Here is a 17,684-nt window from a genome sequence, read left to right on the forward strand (position 1 = left end):
GTCTCCCTGCGGTTTCGTTCCTACGTGGTGGTGGAGAGGTGCTCGCGTACTGCCGCTGCGAACGCATCTCCTCGTGCCGCGTAGTCGGTGAACTGATCCATGGAGGCACATCCGGGTGCCAACAGGACCGCGTCTCCCGGCGCGGCCAGGGTCGCGGCCGCGTCGACGACCCGGCCCATCAGGGCCACCTCATCGTCTACCCCGCCAGTCTCGCCGTCCGGGATGTCGATCACCCGCACATCGGGAGCGTGTCGTGAAAGCGACTCCGCGATCACAGCCCGGTCGCGGCCCAACAGGACCACCCCCTGCAGGCGATCGCGACAATCCTTCACCAGGTCGTCGAACCGGGCGCCCTTGGCCAGTCCCCCGGCGATCCAGACCACCTTGTCGTAGGCCTGGAGCGAGGAGCGGGCGGCGTGTGGATTGGTGGCCTTCGAGTCGTCCACCCAGATCCGAGAGTCCTCGGTCTGCGGATGTTCGGGGCCGGCCACGACAGCGATGCGGTGGCCGTCGGGCACGAAGGACCGCAGGCCCTCACGCACCGCGGCCTGGTCGACCCCGTGGGCACGAGCCAAGGCGGCGGCAGCGAGGGCGTTGGCCACGAAGTGGGGCGCCTGGGAGGCCAGGTCTCCCACCGCACACAACTCGGCGGCGTTGTGCTGACGCTGCTCGATGAAGGCCCGATCCACCAGCAGGTCCTCGACCAGGCCGAGCATCCCGGGCCCCGGCATCCCGAGGGTGAAGCCCACGGCGCGGGCGCCTTCGATCACGTCGGCTTCCCGCACGAGCTCCTCGGTCACCGGGTCCTCGCGGTTGTAGACGCACGCGAGTTGCACGTTCTCGTAGACGCGACCCTTGTCGGCGGCGTACTCGTCCATCGAGGCGTACCAGTCCAGGTGGTCCTCGGCTACGTTGAGCACCACCGCAGCCTGGGGAGAGAGCGAGTGGCTGTAGTGCAGTTGGAAGCTGGAGAGTTCCACAGCGATGACGTCGTAGGGCGTGGGATCCATCACGACCTCGACCAGCGGCAGTCCGACGTTGCCGGCGGCGACGCTCCTCAGTCCGGCCGCGCGCAGGATGGAGTCGAGCATCTGGACGGTGGTCGTTTTCCCGTTCGTGCCCGTGACGCACAGCCAGGGTGCCGCAGACTCGGGGTCCCGCAGCCGCCAGGCGAGTTCGACCTCTCCCCAGACCGGGATCCCACGGTCGCGGGCGGCCACCAGCAGCGGGCTGTCGGGTCGGAAACCCGGCGAGGTCACGACGAGGTCGATGTCTTCGGGCAGCACCGCGGTGGCCCCGGCGGTCAACCGCACCGTCGCCCCCAGGATCTCGAGGAGTTCGGCCTTCTCGCGTTGTTCCTCCGTGGCGCCCTCCGCCAGCGCGGTCACCTGGGCTCCGAGGTGGAGCAGGTTGTCGGCCGCCGCGAATCCGGACGCGCCGAATCCAGCGACCACGGCGCGCACCCGGCTCCAGTCACTGGTCCGGTTCCAGGACGCGAGGTCGAGGTCCCCGGTCACAGGCGGGAGACCCATTCGGCGTAGAAGACCCCGAGACCGGTAGCCACGAAGAGCCCGGCGAGGATCCAGAAGCGGATCACCACGGTGACCTGCTCCCATCCCAGCATCTCGAAGTGGTGTTGGAGCGGAGCCATCCGGAAGACCCGGTGGCCGGGTTTGATGCGGAAGATCTTCCGCACCAGACCACTGGAGCGGCTGATCTTGAACACGCTCACCTGGATCATCACCGAGAGGGTGATCAGCACGAACAGGCCGCCCATGATGATCAGGAGCAGTTCGGTGCGGGTCAGGATGGCCAGACCGGCCAGAGCTCCGCCGAGAGCCAGCGAACCGGTGTCACCCATGAAGATCGCCGCCGGGGAGGCGTTCCACCACAGGAAACCGAAACAGGCCCCGGTGATGGCCGAGGCGATGACCGCGAGGTCCAACGGATCTCGCACGTTGTAGCAGGAGGCGCTGGGGATGTCCTGGCAGAACTGGTTGTTCTGCCAGATGTTCACCAGGGTGTAGGCCCCGAAGACCATGACGCTGGCCCCGGTGGCCAGCCCGTCGAGGCCGTCGGTGAGATTCACGGCGTTGCTGGTTCCGGCCACGATGAGCCAGATCAGGATGATCGCCAGGAAGGTCGGCAGGATCAGCCAGTCGATCTCTCGCAGGAAGGAGACCTTCGGCGAGGCGGGGGTGCGACCGTTCTCGTCCTCGAGCCACGGAGACAGGGCCAAGAAGCCGAAGGTGACGGCGACGAGAGTCTGCAGGCCGATCTTGGCCCGGCTGTTGAGCCCGAGGCTGCGCTGCTTGGCGACCTTGATGTAGTCGTCGAGGAAACCGACCAGCCCCAGCCCGACGAACAAGAAGAGCAGCAACAACGCGGAGGCCGAGGGGGCGTCGACCGTGATGAGTTTCGCCGCGAAGTACGCCACGACGGTGGCCAGGATGATGACGACCCCGCCCATGGTGGGCGTGCCGCGCTTGGTGTGGTGGGTGGCCGGGCCGTCCTCGCGGATCTCCTGGCCGTAGCCGTACCGGGTGAACACGTTGATCGCCACCCGTGTCCCCAGCAGCGAGATCAGCAGGGACAGACCGCCACCAAGCAGAATTGCTCTCATAGCGGGCCGGACGCTCCTTCGGGGCTGGTGTGGTCGGGGTCATCGAGCAGGCCATCGGCGATGACCTCAAGACCCGCACCGCGTGATGCCTTGATCAGAACGACATCTTGCGGCCCCACATTGTTGCGCAACCACGCGAGTGCTTCAGCCCGCCCCGCCGTGACGATCGACTCACTGCCGGCCAGGAAGGCTCCCTCGGCGATGCCTGCGGCGCCCTCGCCGATCGTGACCACGACATCGACGCCCCTGCTTCCGGCGGCCCGGCCGACCTCGAGGTGCGCCTGGGGCGCCTCCTCGCCCAGCTCGAGCATCACGCCCAACACCGCGATGGTCCGGCGCGGGGGCCCACCCATGGCCACCAGCGTGTCGAGCGCGGCCACCATCGAGGCCGGATTGGCGTTGTAGGCATCGTTGACCACGATGAGACCGTCGCGTCGCTCGGTGACCTCCATGCGCCAGCGCGACGTGTTGCGGACCTCGTCGAGGGCTTCGGCCGCGACGGAGAAGGGCACCCCGACCGCCATCGCGAGGGCCACCGCAGCGGCGGCGTTCGCCACCTGATGGGCTCCGGACTGTTGCAGGGCCACGTGCCGACGTTCCCCACCGTAGGCGAGTTCGAAGGAGGCTCGGCCGCGGTCATCCTGAACCAACTGTGACCAGGAGATGTCACCGGACTCGCCGAAGCTGAGTGTGGACGCAGTCGTCCTCGCACTCAACGCGGCGCACAGCGGGTCATCGGCGTTGAGCACGGCCGTGCCGTCGTCGGTGAGGGCCTCGACGATCTCCCCCTTGGCCACGGCGATCTGCTCGCGACTGCCGAACTCCGCGAGGTGAGCCGTCCCGATGTTCAGCACCGCCGCCGCATCCGGTCGGGCGACCTCGCACAGGTAGGCGATGTGGCCGACCCCGCGGGCTCCCATCTCGACGACCAGATAAGTGGTCTCGGAGGTGGCGCGCAGCACGGTGAGCGGTACGCCGAGTTCGTTGTTGAGGTTCGCGGCCGTGCCGACGGTGGGGGCACAGGAAGCCAGGATCTGGGTCAACACGTCCTTGGTCCCGGTCTTGCCCTGCGACCCGGTCATGGCCAACACGGTCAGGCCCAATCGGTCGCGGACGTGCCGCGCCAGTTTCCCGAGGCTCACCACCGGGTCGGAGACCAGGACGGTGGGCGCCGAGGTGTCGCGGGTTCCCAGCACCGCATGGGCGCCGGTGGCGTAGTCGTGCCCGTCGACCCGCTCCCCCACGATCGCGACGTAGAGACCGTTCGCCTCCGGGGCTCGCGAGTCGACGTACGCCGCACCGCTAACGAGGAGGTCGGCGTCGGCCGGGCGCGTCAGGTCTCCTCCTACGACGCGGGCGATCTCGCCGAGGGTCATCTCAATCATCGTGCACCTGACCCTCGCGGGCGAGGAGCGCTTCCCGCGCCACCACGCGGTCGTCGAAGGGGTGGGTCACCGCCCCGATCATCTGACCGGTCTCGTGTCCCTTGCCGGCAATGATCACGATGTCACCCGTCCGGGCGATGGCGATGGCCTGGTTGATCGCCGCTCGGCGGTCTCCGACCTCGATCACGCGCGCCGTCGGCTGCTCCACGCCGTCGATCCCGGCCAACATCTGGGCCCGGATCGCTGCGGGGTCCTCGGTGCGTGGGTTGTCGTCAGTCACCAGCAGGACGTCGGCGTGTTCAGCCGCGATGGCCGCCATCAACGGGCGCTTGCCCGCGTCGCGATCTCCCCCGGCACCCAGCACGATGATCAGTTGCCCATCGGTCAGCGGGCGCAGGGTCGCGAGAGCCGCACCGACGGCGTCGGGTTTGTGCGCGTAGTCGACCACCACCGCGAAGTCCTGCCCTGCCTCGATCCGCTCGAGACGACCGGGCACCCCGCCGCCCTGGGAGATCCCCTCGGCGACCCGACGTGGATCCAGGCCGGCTTCGGCACAGCCGGCGATCGCGGCCAGGGCGTTTGCGACGTTGAAGTCGCCGGGAAGGGGGCAGCGAACGGCGATCGGCTCGCCGGCACCATGCACGAGGAACGAGGACCCGGTCGCTTCGAGCCGCACCTCGGACACCGTCCAGTCGGCGTCGGGCCGCCGAGTGGACAGGGTGCGGACCGGCACCGTCGCCTCCTGCGCCAGTCGTGCACCGAACTCGGTGTCGATGTCGATGACCGCTCGCCGAGACCGCTCGGGGGTGAACAGGCTGGCCTTGGCGGCGTAGTAGTCCTCGACATCGGTGTGGAAGTCGAGGTGATCTCGTCCCAGGTTCAAGAAGACCGCGACGTCGAACACGATGCCGTCGACCCGGCCCAGGACCAACGCATGGCTCGAGACCTCCATGACGCAGACGGCCACCTCCTGCTCGCGCATGACGGCGAACAGTCCCTGGAGGTCCGGGGCCTCCGGCGTGGTCAGCGAGGTCTGGACTGCCTGGCCGGCGATCCGGGTTCCCACGGTTCCGATCGCTGCCGCTGGGATCCCGGCGACCTCCAGACCGCCCTCGGCGAGCAGAGTCGTGGTCGTCTTTCCCTGGGTTCCGGTGATCCCGATGGTGGCCATGCTCGAGGCCGGCCGCTGGTAGACCTCGGCCGCCAACTCACCCAGACCTGCCCGAGGATCGTCCAGGACCAGGACGGGCACGGCGAGGTCGTCCAGAGAACCGATGCGGGTGACACCCTCGGGGTCCGTCAAGACCGCCACCGCACCATTGTCCACGGCCTGGCTGACGAAGTCGGCCCCGTGCGCCGCCGCCCCGGGAAGAGCGGCATACAGATCGCCCGGTTCAATCCGACGCGAGTCGAGCGAGATGCCGCTGACCAACACCTCCTCCTGGGCGGACCCGGTGCGAGCGAGACGGGCGTCGGGCAACAACGCACGCACGGACCGAGCGTGCACGCGGCGAGGACGAGTGGAGGTCACGGGAGGAGTCTGGCTCATCTCCACTCGGTGGGAAGTCTCGACGCGGGCGTGTTCGTCGGGGGAACCTGGTAGCGGCGCAGAGCAAACGTCATCAGCTTCGAGAACGCCGGGCCGGCCACCGAACCACCGCCACCGCTGCGCGGCGCCTGGACGACCACGTAGATGGTGAACTTCGGGTCGTCGGCCGGGGCGAACCCGGCGAAGGAGACAGTGGTGCTGCCGTCGTAGCAGCCACACGTCTCGCCCACCCGCTGCGCGGTCCCGGTCTTGCCGGCGACCCGGTAGCCCGCCACGGCCGCCCCGGGGGCGACTCCGACCTCGGGGTCGATGACGCGCTCCATCATCTTCATCGTCTGGTTGGCCGCGTCGGCGCTGATGACCTGGCGCGAGGTCGCTAGGTCGGTGCCGACCTCGGTGCCGTTGTCCAGGGTGGCGTTGCCGCGGATGAGGCTGGGGTCGATCCGCACCCCGTCGTTGGCGATCGTGTTGACCGCGGCCGCCATCTGGATGGCGTTGACCGACAGGGATTGGCCGAAGGCGATGCGGTCCTGAGCCTGGCTTGTCCACTGGCTGCCGTCCGGCAGGAGGCCGGCGGTTTCGCCGCCCAGGCCGATATTCGTACGCCGACCCAACCCGAAGTTGGTGAGGTAGCCACGCAGTTGGCCGTCGTTGAACTTGTCGGCCGCCAACACCGTACCGATGTTGGAGGACTTGGCGATCACGCCGGCCATCGTCAGCTTGAGCAGGTCGTGCTCGAAGTAGTCGCGGATCGGGCGGTCCTGACGGTCCAGGACTCCCGGGACTCGCAACTTGGTCCGACTCGTCACCTTGCCGGCGTCGACGAGGGCTCCGATGGTCAGGACCTTCTGGACCGACCCCGGTTCGTAGACGTTGCTGAGCGCCTTGGACCGGAAGAGGTCCTCAGATGACTCCAGCGGTGCGCTGGCGTCGAAGGTGGGGTCGTCGGCCAACGACAGGATCTCTCCGGTCCGGCTGTCCATCACCACCGCGAAGCCCGACTCAGCCCCGGCATCGCGCACGGTCTGGCGCAGCACCCGTTGGGTGTACCACTGCATGTCACGGTCGAGGGTGGTCTGCAGATCCTTGCCGTTGACCGCTTCCTTGACCGTGCGATCGCCCAGGGGGATCCGGTTGCCGGCGCCCACCTGGTAGCGAGCCTCGCCATCGGCCCCGGACAACGTCTCGTCGAAGGTCTGCTCCAGGCCGGCCAGCGGACGAGAGGTCCCGTCCTTGCGGGGGGTTCCCAGGAAGCCGATCACGTTGGCCGCGACATCGTTGCCGGGATAGACGCGGACCGGGTCGCGAGCCGTGGAGAGGCCCTTGAAGCCCTCGTCCTGGGCGTCGCTGACGACCTTGCGGGCCAGCGTCGCAGGGACCTGCCGTGCGACGTACTGGAAACGGCTCTCCTGGGTCCGGAGACGGTTCAGCGTCGTGAAGTAGTCGATGCTCAACCGCGAGGAGAGGAACTTGGCCAACTCCGCAGCGCGAGGTTCGGTCGTGAAGGGGTCGGCGATGACCATCAGGCCCTCCACCGAGGCGGCGAGGGGTTGGCCGTTGCGGTCCAGGATCTCACCCCGATCCGCGGGCAGGACGACGTTGACCGTCCCGTCGGCCGCGGCCATCTGGGCGTAGGAACTCGGGTCGATCCCCTGCAGTTGCACCAGGCGCACGGCGAAGACCGAGAGCACCATCGAGATGAGCAGGAACCCCACTTGCAGTCGAAGCACCGGGGATCCGCGAAGACGGGTCCGAGCGGGTGCGGTACGTCGGGTCATCGGTCCCTGCCTCAGCGGTTCCGGTTCGGCGTCTGACTGGCCGGGCGCTGTTGGTCGTTGCGGTTGGTGGTGTTGGTGTTCTGCTCGGCGTCGGCCCTGCGGTTCTGACCGGCCTCTGTGGAGGTTCTACCGTTCCGGGTGCCGGCTTGGGCGTTGCTGGCCGCCGTGTCGCGCGCCGGGTTGTTCTGGTTGTCGTTCTGGGGAGTGCGGGTCGCAGGCTTCGCCGTGACGCGGATCGGGTCGGGGGCCAGGGCCTTGGGCTTGATCGGACGGGTCGGTGCGATCCGTACGCCGTCCTCGGGGGTGGCCGCCGTCGGCTCCCCTTCGATGCGACCGCTGGGCAGATGCAGGATCGCCGACGACGGCGGGAGCACCATGCCGAGGTCGACCGCACGCTCGGCCACCCGCTGGGGGTCCCGCAGCTCGTCGAGCTCAACGCGCAGGGTCTGTTCGCGGGCGGTCAGGTTGGTGGCCTGAGTCTCCAGGGCGGTCGTCGCGAAGGACGACTGCTGCATGGAGGTGTTGAACAGGAGGAGCCCCACGACGCCGCCGAGCAGGATCAGGCCCACCAGGGTCACGAAGGGGATGCGCGGAGCTCGACGACGCCTGCGCGGCACCACCGACAGGCGCACCCGCTCGATGGTCGCCGCGGCACCGGTCAGCGGGGCCGTTCTGGTGCCCATGCGGGGGCTGGCACTACTCACGGGGTCACTCCTCTACTGGGCTTGATCGGGGGTCACGCAGTCGTTCCACGGCACGGAGCCGCACAGAGGCGGCCCGGGGGTTCGCCGCCGTCTCTGTCTCATCGGCCTTCTCGGATCCGCGGGTGACCAGTCGGTAGGCCGGTTCGGACCCCTGGGGGACGAACGGCAGATCGACGGGCACCGTGCTGCGGGTGACCTCGGCGAAGGCATGTTTGACCAGGCGGTCCTCGAGCGAGTGGTACGCCTCGACGACGACCCGGCCACCGACCCCGACCGCCTCGATCGCGGCGGGTAGGGCACGGCGCAGGACAGCGAGTTCGTCGTTGACCTCCATCCGCAGGGCCTGGAACGTGCGCTTGGCGGGGTGCCCACCGGTACGACGGGCCGGTGCGGGGATCTCGGCGTACAGCAACTCGACCAAGGGGCCCGAGGTGACGAACGGGCTCTGCTCGCGCTGGCGCACCACCGCCCGGGCGATCTTGCGGGCGAACTTCTCCTCGCCGAACTCGCTCAGGACCCGGGCCAGGGCCGGGACGTCGTAGGTGTTCAGGACGTCCGCGGCCGTCTGACCGACGGTGTTGTCCATGCGCATGTCCAACGGCGCGTCGATCGAGTAGGCGAAGCCTCGCTCGCTGAGATCGAGTTGCATGGAGGAGACCCCGAGGTCGAAGAAGATCGCGTCCACGCTCGAAAGTCCGAGGTCCGCCAGCACGCGAGGAATCTCGTCGTACACCGCGTGCACGGCGGTGAACCGATCGGCGTACGCCGCCAGTCGGTCGCGCGACCGAGTGAGTGCTTCGGGGTCGCGGTCGATGCCGATCACGCGAACTCCCGGGAAGCTGCGCAGGACGGCCTCGGAGTGTCCGCCCAGGCCGAGGGTGGCGTCGACGAAGACGGCCCCCTCCCCCTGGTCGTTCCCCTGATCATCATGAGCCGTCAAGGACGGCCGCACGAGGGAGACGACCCGGTCGAGGAGCACCGGGTCGTGAGTGGAAGGACTCATGAGGGGACCTCAGCGCCCCAACTGGACCACGAGGAGGAGGAACAGGACCAGGCCTATCGAGCAGGCCGCCGAGAACGCCATCACCGCGACCGCGTCCCGCGCCTGCTGGCGCACCCGAGGACGGGTGACCTCATCGCGAATCGCGGGGGTGATGCTCATCGGTTCGACCCTTCTGGTGACCCATCGCTGGGCGCTTCTGGTGGTACGTGCAACTCGTGCGCTTCTCACTTGATCTGTCCTGCTGTGCTGCGCCGCCGAACCAGGTCCCTGCCCGCTCCCGGCCGAGTCCAGGGGACGGTCGGTGGGAAGTGCCGATCCTTCTGGTGCCGGGGAAGTGACCCCAGAAGGTGCCGGGCGAGAGCGGGTCAGAGACCTCGTTCTGCGGTGTCAGCTATTCAGTTGTCATCGGTGGTGCCGGGTGGTGCTGGGTGGTGTGTTTGAGGAAGATCAGTCGCCGGCTTCGTCGTCGTCGAGCTCGGCGAACCGTCGTGCTTCCTCGGCCTGGTACTCCGCCCACGCGACGGGGTTCCAGATCTCGAGCCGGTTGCCGTTACCGATGACGACGACCTCCCTCTCGAGCGAGGCGTAGTCGCGCAGCACGCTGGCGATGCCGATGCGGCCCTGTTTGTCGGGGACGACCTCTTCGCTGGCGGAGAAGAGCATGCGGCTGAAGCCACGGGCGGAGCGGCTGGTCTGCGGCAGCTCGCGAGCCTTTGCGGCCTCCTGGTCGAAGACCTCGGGAGGCCAGACGACGAGGCAGTTTTCCTGTCCACGTGACACGACCACTCCCTCCGTCAACGGCTCTCGATATTTGGCGGGGAGGAACAACCGGCCCTTCTCGTCCAACTTGGGGGTGTAGGTGCCCATGAAGCGCATCGGGCACCTCCATCAGCTACGCCTACCCACCGGACCGGTCATCTTCACCACTTTCCCCCACACTACTCCACTTTCCCCCACCGTCAACCACTTTGTTCCCACTTCTCGCCCCGCACGCACCCAGGACGGCCCAGGACGGCCCGAGGGCGGGGATCGAGGGCGCCGCTCCTGCGGACCGGGGGCGGACCTGCGGGCCTGAAATCGCTCTTCAAGCACCTCGCTGGCCTCCTCCGGCGCTCCGGGTGGTGTGGAGTGGGGCGCGGTGGATTCGGCCTGCTCAGACGTGGGGGGTCGTGGGGGGAGTCGTCTACGCTGGAACGACTCGCCAGGCGCCGTCCGGCGTCCACCCCGCAGCGAAAGGTCTCCGCGTGGATTCACCGGCTCCCTCACCGGACCAGTCAGCGCCCTCCCCCGGCGCCGACCTGGAAACGCTCGCGCACGTGGTGGGCCGGATCCGGACGAACATCGAGCACGTCATCGAAGGCAAGCGGGAGGTCATCGACTCGGCTCTCGTGGTCCTTCTCGCCGAAGGTCACCTGCTGCTCGAGGACGTCCCCGGGGTCGGCAAGACCATGTTGAGCAAGGCCCTGGCTCGCAGCATCGATTCGTCGGTGCGCCGGATCCAGTTCACCCCTGATCTGCTGCCCTCGGATGTCACCGGGGTGTCGGTGTTCAACCAGAACACCCGCGAGTTCGAGTTCAGGCCCGGTGGGATCTTCGCCAACATCGTGGTGGGCGACGAGATCAACCGGGCCAGCCCGAAGACCCAGTCCGCCATGTTGGAGTGCATGGAGGAGCGACAGGTGACCGTCGACACCGCGACGTACACCCTGGAGCGTCCCTTCATGGTGATCGCGACCCAGAACCCGATCGAGATGGAGGGCACCTACGCCCTCCCCGAGGCGCAACGGGACCGCTTCATGGCGCGCGTATCGATGGGCTACCCCGTGGAATCGGCCGAGATCGCGATGCTCAGTGGCCACACCGACAGCAACCCGCTCGACGACCTGGAGTCCGTGACGGACGCCGCCGAAATCCGGAAGCTGACCAGCATCGTGGCCCAGGTCCACGTCTCGGAGGCCGTCCAGCGGTACGTCGTGGCTCTGGCCAGCGCCACCCGCACCAGCGATCACCTCACTCTCGGCGCCTCGCCCCGGGCGACGCTGCACCTGACCCGGGCCGCCAAAGCCTTCGCAGCAATCAACGGGCGCGAGTTCGTGCTGCCCGACGACGTACGCCGGTTGGCCCAGCCCGTCCTCACCCACCGCTTGATGCTCAGTGTCGAGGCGGCCATGAGCGGCCGTTCGGCTGCCGACGTCCTCGACTCGATCCTGACGACCGTGCCGGTTCCCCACGCGGAGCAGGGAGACCGTCCGGCTGTGCGTCGCCGTGCGTGAAGCACTCGCCGGGCTGACCGTTCGGGGTCGCGCCTTCGTGGCCGCAGGGATCACCGCCATCGTCTGTGCGGTGATCCTGGGCCAGCCCGCACTGAACCGGGTCGGGGTGCTCATCGTGGCCCTCCCACTCCTCACCGCGATCGTTCTCGGCCGCAGCCGCTACCGCTTGGCGCTGACCCGCACCGTCAGCCCGCATCTGGTGGTGGCTGGCTCCCCGGCTCGAGTCGAGTTGACGTTGACCAACGAAGGGCGCACCCCGAGCGGCGTACTCCTTCTGGAGGACCAGGTGCCCTACGTCCTGGGGACGCGTCCCCGCTTCGTGCTGGACGGCATCGGGCACGGATGGAAGCGTCATGTGAGCTATCAGGTCCGGTCCGAGGTTCGCGGCCACTTCGAGATCGGTCCCATGTCGGTCCGGGTCTCGGACCCGTTCGGGCTGGTCGAACTCGGTCGAGCTTTTCGCACCACGGCGCCGCTGACGGTGACCCCGCGAACCGTGCCCCTACCCGCGATCCAGCTCGGCGGCGGTTGGGGCGGGTCCGGTGACAATCGACCTCGCTCGTTCACCACCGGGTCGGCCGAGGATGTCACCGTTCGCGACTATCGCCGTGGAGACGATCTACGACGCGTGCACTGGCGTTCATCGGCCCGGACCGGTGAACTCATGGTCCGGCGGGAGGAACAGCCGTGGCAGTCGCGCGCCACCGTGTTGCTCGACAACCGCAGCGCCTCACACCGCGGTCAGGGGATCGCATCCTCGTTGGAAACCGCTGTCTCCTGCGCGGCTTCCATCGCCGAGCACCTGCACCAACGCGGCTTCGTCGTACGACTGGTCACCGCGAGCGGGGAGGACCCCGGCACCCTCCTGTCTCGCGACACCACCCTGGGCACCGGTCCTCTGCTCGAATCGTTGGCCACGCTCAAGGCCCTCCCCGCCACGAGCCTCAGCTCCGGGTGGCTCAGGGACCAGACCGCAGGGGGTCTTCTGGTGGCAGTCCTGGGTCAGGTGGACCCGTCCGATGTCCCCCTCCTGCGGCAGATCCGCCACCACACGGCTTCGGCTCTGGCGGTGGCACTGGACGTCAACAGCTGGGGATCTCCGGGCGCCACCCGTAGGGCGAGCAACTCCTCCTCGGCCCCTTTGTTGCTGAGCCACGGTTGGCGCGCCGTCTCACTGTCGTCGGGCGAACGCCTCGACGCCGTCTGGCCCGAGTTGGGTCGCGCCGGCACCTCCCGGACCGCCTCTGCCGCGACCGCACCGGAGGTGACCTCGTGACGGGTCCCACGCGAGGCACTCTGCCCGGCCTCCTCGCGCTCGGCCTGGCCGCGGCCGCGACCACCTGCGCGGCGATGCTCTCCTGGCGCGGTTTCGTCGAGGTCTCCGCGCCGTACGTGCTGCCGCTGGTCGCGCTCGGTGTGGTCGTGGCCGGAACCGGCACCCTGACCCGTTGGTGGCGACTGCCGGGATCGGTCGTGGTGGTCGTCCAACTGATCGTTTCCACGATGGCCCTGAGCCTGTTCATCACGGGCAACCCGCTCCCCATCGGGGCTGGCTGGAACGAGCTGATCAGCGGCTTCGCCGACGCCGGCCGGGCCGCCGAGGAGTACGCCTCGCCGGTGCCCGGCGACGCACCCGGCAACGGGGTCTATCCGTTGCTGATCGGTGGTGGGCTCGTCTGCATCCTGCTCGTGGACTTCTTCGCCTGCACGCTGCGGCGCGTACCCCTGGCCGGACTCCCCCTGCTCACCGTCTACAGCCTGCCGTTGAGCATGCTGGGTGACGGGATCAGTTGGTGGATCTTCGCCGTCACCGCGAGCGGGTTCCTCGCCCTGCTCTATCTCCACGAGACCGAACAGATCAACCGCTGGGGCCACTCGCTCAACGCCGGTAGCCACCCCGCGAACGATGCGCCCACCACCGCTGTGACCGGCTTCAGCGTCCGGGCCGGCGCCGCCCGGAGCAGTGCCGGGGTCATCGGAGGCACCGCGACCGCCCTTGCCCTGATCGTCCCCCTCGCCATCCCCACGATGACGCTGAGCGTCTTCGACTTCGGGGCAGGCAACGGTGGGGACAACTCGATCACCGTGGACAACCCGATCGCCGACCTGCGCCGCGACCTGCGCCGCGAGGTCGACATCCCGTTGCTGCAGATCCGCACCGATGATCCCCGGCCGGAGTACCTACGCATCTCGGTGCTCAACCGCTTCCGCGACGCCGAATGGAGCTCGGGTGACCGGCAGGTTCCGACCGCGAACGTCCCTAACGGAGGCATGCCGGCCCTCGAGGGCGTGTCGAACTCGATCGAGCGGACCTCTTACTCCTACGACGTCTCCATCAACGAGGATTTCGAGTCGACCTGGCTACCCACCCAGGCCCCGGTCTCCTCGGTGGAGGCGGCCGGCGACTGGCGTTTCGATCCGCGCACGATGGACTTCATCGCCAGTGACGATGATCTCGACACCGCGGGCCTCTCCTACTCGATGACGGCGGTCGATCTGAAGCTGCGGGGCGATGCCCTGGCTCAGGCCCGGACCTCGACGGTCGGGGTGAGTGAGGAGTACACCGAGCTGCCGTCCGGCACGCCGGACCTGGTGCGCGATCTCGCCCTCGAGGTCACCGGGGACGCCGTCAATCGCTACGACAAGGCCGTGGCTCTGCAGAACTGGTTCCGCGACAACTTCGAATACAGCATCGAGGACGCCGCGGCCGCCAACGGGGTCGACGCCCTGGAACAGTTCCTCTCCCCGCAGGGACGGGTGGGGTACTGCGAACAGTTCGCCGCGTCCATGGCCGTGATGGCCCGTTCCCTGGGCATCCCGGCCCGGGTGGCGGTGGGCTTCCTGCGTCCCGATCAGATCGGCTCCAGCGACACCTGGGAGTACAGCGCGTTCGACCTGCACGCCTGGCCGGAGTTGTACTTCGACGGCTTCGGCTGGGTGCTCTTCGAGCCGACCCCGTCGGACCGTCAGAACTCACAGGCGCCGAGTTACACCCGCGACCGTGAGGTTGCTGCGCCCGCCCCGACGGCGCCGACCGAACGGCCGGAGACCCGCAGCCCACAGCCCGACGTCCCCTCCCCCAGCGCAGCACCGTTGCCGGAGTCCAGCGACCCCACCACCACCTCATCGGATCAGACCCTGCCCTGGATCCGGATCCTGGGCGTCCTCGGCGGACTACTGCTGCTCGGCGCCGTGGTGTTCGGACCGGGAGCACTTCGCACCCGCCAGCGTGACCGGCGCTTGACCGAGGGTGTCGAGGGCGCCTGGCGTGAACTCGAGGCGACGGCGGCGGACCTGGCTGTGCCCTGGCCCAGGGACCGCTCCCCCCGCGAGACCCGCGACGTCCTGGTGGGGTACTTCGGCGCACCCGAGGACCACATCGCCCCCGAGCGCCCGGCCCGTGGACCGGGGCTGGCCCCCGATGCGGTGGTCGCGCTGGACCGTCTGGTCGCCGAACTCGAGGTCCTGCGCTACGCCGAGACGCCGCCCGCGCATCCGGGCTTCTTCACCGCCGAGGCGACCACCTGCTCCGACGCGCTGCGCCACGGAGCCACCCCGCGGGTACGACGTCGCGCCCGATGGCTGCCCGCCTCGGTGACGCAGCCGACGAGGGGCTCGCGAGGAGAGGTCGGGTCGCGGGAACCTGCACCCGTCGGTGCCGTCGAGCACATGTCGTGATCAACCAGTCTGATCAGATGAGTCAGGCTGGCTGAAGCGGGGCGGGAGGCTAGAAGCCGCCGCCCTGTTCACGGCGACGCCGCCAGCGCTCCTCCATGCGGTCCATGAAGGACCCAGAGGTGTTGCGGGGACGAGCACGTCCGGCTCCCCCGCCGCGCAACTTGCTCAACTTGCCGGGTTTGCCACCCGTCTTCTGCGATGAGGTGGCTCGGCCTCCCTCGATGACCCCGAATCCGGACTCGTGCTCGACGCGGGTGGGGTCTGCCGCGGTGGCGGTCTGACCCTTCATCGCGCTGAGGGCAACCGTGGCGGAGCCGAGCATGATCACGAAGCCGGCGACGCCGAGGTACCAGAGGGTCGTGATGGCGCCGGCCATGAGCACGGCGATGCCGACCGCGAAACCGAGGCCCGCGAGTATCGCTCGGCGGCGAACCGACCGGCGCATCGTGGTGCCCCGCAGGGTGGAGGCGAACTTGGGATCTTCCTCGACGAGGGCGCGCTCCATCTGCTCGAGCAGTCGAATCTCCTCTTCCGAGAGTGGCACCGTTGTCCTCCAGGGTCCAGATGGTACTCGTCGCACACGTGACGTCTCGGTAAGTCTAGGCAGGCGGCAGGAGATACCGGTAGGACAGGTCGAAAAATCATGGCGAAATCTCATGACCGGCGCCGCGGGCCGTTGCCACGAGCCAGTCACAGGCCGGTGTTTCGCCGTCAACCCAACAGGCTCGCCGGTCGCACGATGCTGGTGCCGAAGCGTCGTGCGGCACGGTCGACGGCCCGATCGGCCTCCGACCACCCGCGCTCGGGCTCGCCGAGCACCAGTTGACGGTGGACCCGGTCGCGGGCCATGAGCCCCTCGACACGGACCCCCACCAGCCGAATCCGGGCCCGTTGCAGACCGAGGGCGTCATAGAGACCCACCACCGCGCGGTAGATCTCCTGGGTGACGTCGGTGGCCTCGGCCAGGGTGCGTGATCGGGTGATCGTGGTGAAGTCTGCGAAGCGGACGGTGATGGCTACGGTGCGACCAGCCACTTGAGCACTTCGCATCCGATGGGTCACCTTGGCGGTCAGTCGCAACATCTCCCGAAGGATCACCTCGCGGTCGTCGGTGTCGCGGCCGAAGGTCTCCTGGGCCCCCATCGACTTCTCCGGGTCCCCCTCCCCCTGACCGAACACCGCAGCGCTGGCGGGAACGATCTCCCGACGATCCGCCCCCCAGGCCAACTCGTGGAGGTGACTGCCCAGGTGTTGTCCCACCGCTCGTTGCAGGGTGCGCAGGGGCGTGTGCGCCACGTCGCCGACCGTGATCAGCCCCAGCCGGTGCAGCATCGTGCGGGTCTTCTCCCCGACGCCGTACAGGTCCCCCACATCGAGCGGGTGCAGGAAGGAGGTGATCTCCTCGGGTCGCACGACCACGATCCCGTCGGGCTTGGCCCGACGACTGGCCAGCTTGGCCACCGAGATCGAGGAAGCGACACCGACCGAGCAGTTGATGCCCTGCTCGTCGTGGATCACCGCCCGGATCTGTTCGGCGATCCGGATCGGGGAACCGAGTCTGCGGATGGCGCCGCGAACATCGAGAAACGCCTCGTCGAGCGAGATCGCCTCCACCAGGGGCGTGACCCGACGGAAGTTCTCCATCACCGCCACCGAAACGGTCGAGAAGGTGTCGTAGTCAGGTGAGAGCACCACCGCCTGGGGACACAGCCGTCGTGCCCGAGCCCCCGGCATCGCCGAGCGAACGCCGTACTGACGGGCGAGGTAGTTGGCCGACAACACCACACCTCGGTGACCACCGCCCACGATGACCGGGACGTCTTGCAACTCGGGCCGGTTGCGCACCATCACCGAGGCGTAGAAGGCATCCATGTCCACGTGCAGGATCGGGGTGGGCACACTCATCGGGCCACCCCCACGCCGCTGGTCCAGCGGGGTGCGTTAGGTCGCGAGCAGGTGCAACTGCATCGCGAGGGGGAGGTACTCCTCGCGCTCTGCTGCGACCCGTTCGAGTTCGACCAGCGCGGCCGTCGCACCGGGCTCGAGGTCCAGCAGGGAGCCGGGGACGAGGTCGGCGAAGATCCGGATCCCGTGGGTCGAGGTGACCTCGAAACCGGCGTCGGTGAGCAGAGACGTCGTCTCCGCAGCGGTGAACCGGCGACCGGCCCGGCCCTGCGGCGCGGTCTCGTCGAGCAACGCCAACGCTGCGGTGAAGTGTCCGGCCATGGCGCGGGCGATGACCGCCGCGTGCCGTTGGGCGACCAGAAGGCTGAGCACCCCGCCGGGGCGGAGCACCTCGCGGATCCGAACCAGGGCCGCCGCCGGGTCGTCGACGACCTCGAGCACGCCGTGGCACAACACGAGGTCGGCCGGACCGACCAGGTTGGGCAGCCCGTCGATGTCGCCCTGGACGCCGGTGACCTGGACCCCGAGCTCACGGGCGCGGCGATCGAGGGAGGCCAACGCGTCAGGACTGGGATCGACCACCGTGACCGAGTGACCGAGCTGAGCCACTCTGACCGCGAATCCTCCGGTGCCACCCCCGATGTCGAGCACCCGGGCGGGTGCCTGATCGTGCTGACCGGTTGACAATGCTTCGAGCACCGGTCGCAACCCGTCCCACACAACAGCGGTCCGGGCGGCACCTCGTCTCTCACTGGCCGACATGGTTTCCACCCTAGTCCCATCTCT

Annotated in this window: 15 protein-coding genes; 3 read left to right on the plus strand and 12 right to left on the minus strand. The window is 68.6% G+C overall.

The window, feature by feature from the left end:
• Positions 1–20 precede the first annotated feature (20 nt).
• From murD to mraZ, 9 genes are all read right to left on the minus strand, one after another.
• Positions 21–1,532 carry a UDP-N-acetylmuramoyl-L-alanine--D-glutamate ligase gene (murD, locus tag ACYVLV_RS00090; RefSeq protein ID WP_460806612.1) on the minus strand — a complete coding sequence of 504 codons (1,512 nt, stop codon included), beginning with the start codon at positions 1,530–1,532 and terminating at the stop codon, positions 21–23.
• Entirely contained in the window at positions 1,514–2,623 is a 1,110-nt protein-coding gene (gene mraY / locus ACYVLV_RS00095) for a phospho-N-acetylmuramoyl-pentapeptide-transferase (RefSeq protein ID WP_460806617.1), read from the minus strand. The genes murD and mraY overlap by 19 nt, the downstream gene beginning before the upstream one ends.
• A complete protein-coding gene (locus ACYVLV_RS00100; protein WP_460806619.1) occupies positions 2,620–4,008 on the minus strand; it encodes a UDP-N-acetylmuramoyl-tripeptide--D-alanyl-D-alanine ligase in 1,389 nt (462 codons plus the stop codon). The genes mraY and ACYVLV_RS00100 overlap by 4 nt, the downstream gene beginning before the upstream one ends.
• Positions 4,001–5,539 carry a UDP-N-acetylmuramoyl-L-alanyl-D-glutamate--2,6-diaminopimelate ligase gene (locus ACYVLV_RS00105; protein ID WP_460806623.1) on the minus strand — a complete coding sequence of 513 codons (1,539 nt, stop codon included), beginning with the start codon at positions 5,537–5,539 and terminating at the stop codon, positions 4,001–4,003. Before ACYVLV_RS00105 ends, ACYVLV_RS00100 begins: the two co-directional genes overlap by 8 nt.
• 14 nt (positions 5,540–5,553) lie before the next feature.
• The gene (locus ACYVLV_RS00110) at positions 5,554–7,287 is read right to left on the minus strand and encodes a peptidoglycan D,D-transpeptidase FtsI family protein (RefSeq protein WP_460806625.1); all 1,734 of its coding nucleotides are present in this window, start codon (positions 7,285–7,287) and stop codon (positions 5,554–5,556) included.
• A gap of 59 nt (positions 7,288–7,346) precedes the next feature.
• On the minus strand, positions 7,347–8,039 hold the full coding sequence (locus ACYVLV_RS00115; RefSeq protein WP_460806627.1) for a hypothetical protein: 693 nt from the start codon (positions 8,037–8,039) through the stop codon (positions 7,347–7,349).
• A 4-nt stretch (positions 8,040–8,043) separates the two neighbouring features.
• Entirely contained in the window at positions 8,044–9,042 is a 999-nt protein-coding gene (rsmH, locus tag ACYVLV_RS00120) for a 16S rRNA (cytosine(1402)-N(4))-methyltransferase RsmH (RefSeq protein ID WP_460806629.1), read from the minus strand.
• Between the two features lie 9 nt (positions 9,043–9,051).
• Positions 9,052–9,201 (minus strand): hypothetical protein, encoded by a 150-nt coding sequence (locus ACYVLV_RS00125; protein ID WP_460806630.1) that lies wholly within the window; start codon positions 9,199–9,201, stop codon positions 9,052–9,054.
• A 288-nt stretch (positions 9,202–9,489) separates the two neighbouring features.
• Positions 9,490–9,918, minus strand: a complete 429-nt coding sequence (gene mraZ, locus ACYVLV_RS00130) for a division/cell wall cluster transcriptional repressor MraZ (protein ID WP_460806633.1) — start codon at positions 9,916–9,918, stop codon at positions 9,490–9,492.
• Positions 9,919–10,286: 368 nt separating this feature from the next.
• On the opposite strand from mraZ, the gene ACYVLV_RS00135 reads away from it, so the two are divergent.
• The 3 genes from ACYVLV_RS00135 to ACYVLV_RS00145 are packed head-to-tail and all read left to right on the plus strand — an operon-like array spanning position 10,287 to position 14,993.
• Positions 10,287–11,315, plus strand: a complete 1,029-nt coding sequence (locus ACYVLV_RS00135) for an AAA family ATPase (protein ID WP_460806635.1) — start codon at positions 10,287–10,289, stop codon at positions 11,313–11,315.
• A complete protein-coding gene (locus ACYVLV_RS00140; RefSeq protein WP_460806636.1) occupies positions 11,308–12,591 on the plus strand; it encodes a DUF58 domain-containing protein in 1,284 nt (427 codons plus the stop codon). The genes ACYVLV_RS00135 and ACYVLV_RS00140 overlap by 8 nt, the downstream gene beginning before the upstream one ends.
• The gene (locus ACYVLV_RS00145; RefSeq protein WP_460806638.1) at positions 12,588–14,993 is read left to right on the plus strand and encodes a transglutaminase family protein; all 2,406 of its coding nucleotides are present in this window, start codon (positions 12,588–12,590) and stop codon (positions 14,991–14,993) included. The genes ACYVLV_RS00140 and ACYVLV_RS00145 overlap by 4 nt, the downstream gene beginning before the upstream one ends.
• Positions 14,994–15,042: 49 nt before the next feature.
• Here the strand turns inward: ACYVLV_RS00145 and ACYVLV_RS00150 are convergent, their stop codons facing one another.
• The 3 genes from ACYVLV_RS00150 to ACYVLV_RS00160 form a co-directional block, all read right to left on the minus strand.
• Positions 15,043–15,537, minus strand: a complete 495-nt coding sequence (locus ACYVLV_RS00150; RefSeq protein ID WP_460806639.1) for a DUF3040 domain-containing protein — start codon at positions 15,535–15,537, stop codon at positions 15,043–15,045.
• 167 nt (positions 15,538–15,704) lie between these two features.
• A complete protein-coding gene (dinB, locus tag ACYVLV_RS00155) occupies positions 15,705–16,898 on the minus strand; it encodes a DNA polymerase IV (protein ID WP_460806640.1) in 1,194 nt (397 codons plus the stop codon).
• A gap of 36 nt (positions 16,899–16,934) precedes the next feature.
• The gene (locus ACYVLV_RS00160) at positions 16,935–17,660 is read right to left on the minus strand and encodes a methyltransferase domain-containing protein (protein ID WP_460806641.1); all 726 of its coding nucleotides are present in this window, start codon (positions 17,658–17,660) and stop codon (positions 16,935–16,937) included.
• Between the last annotated feature and the right edge of the window lie 24 nt (positions 17,661–17,684).

This window comes from Nocardioides salsibiostraticola (assembly GCF_054783655.1).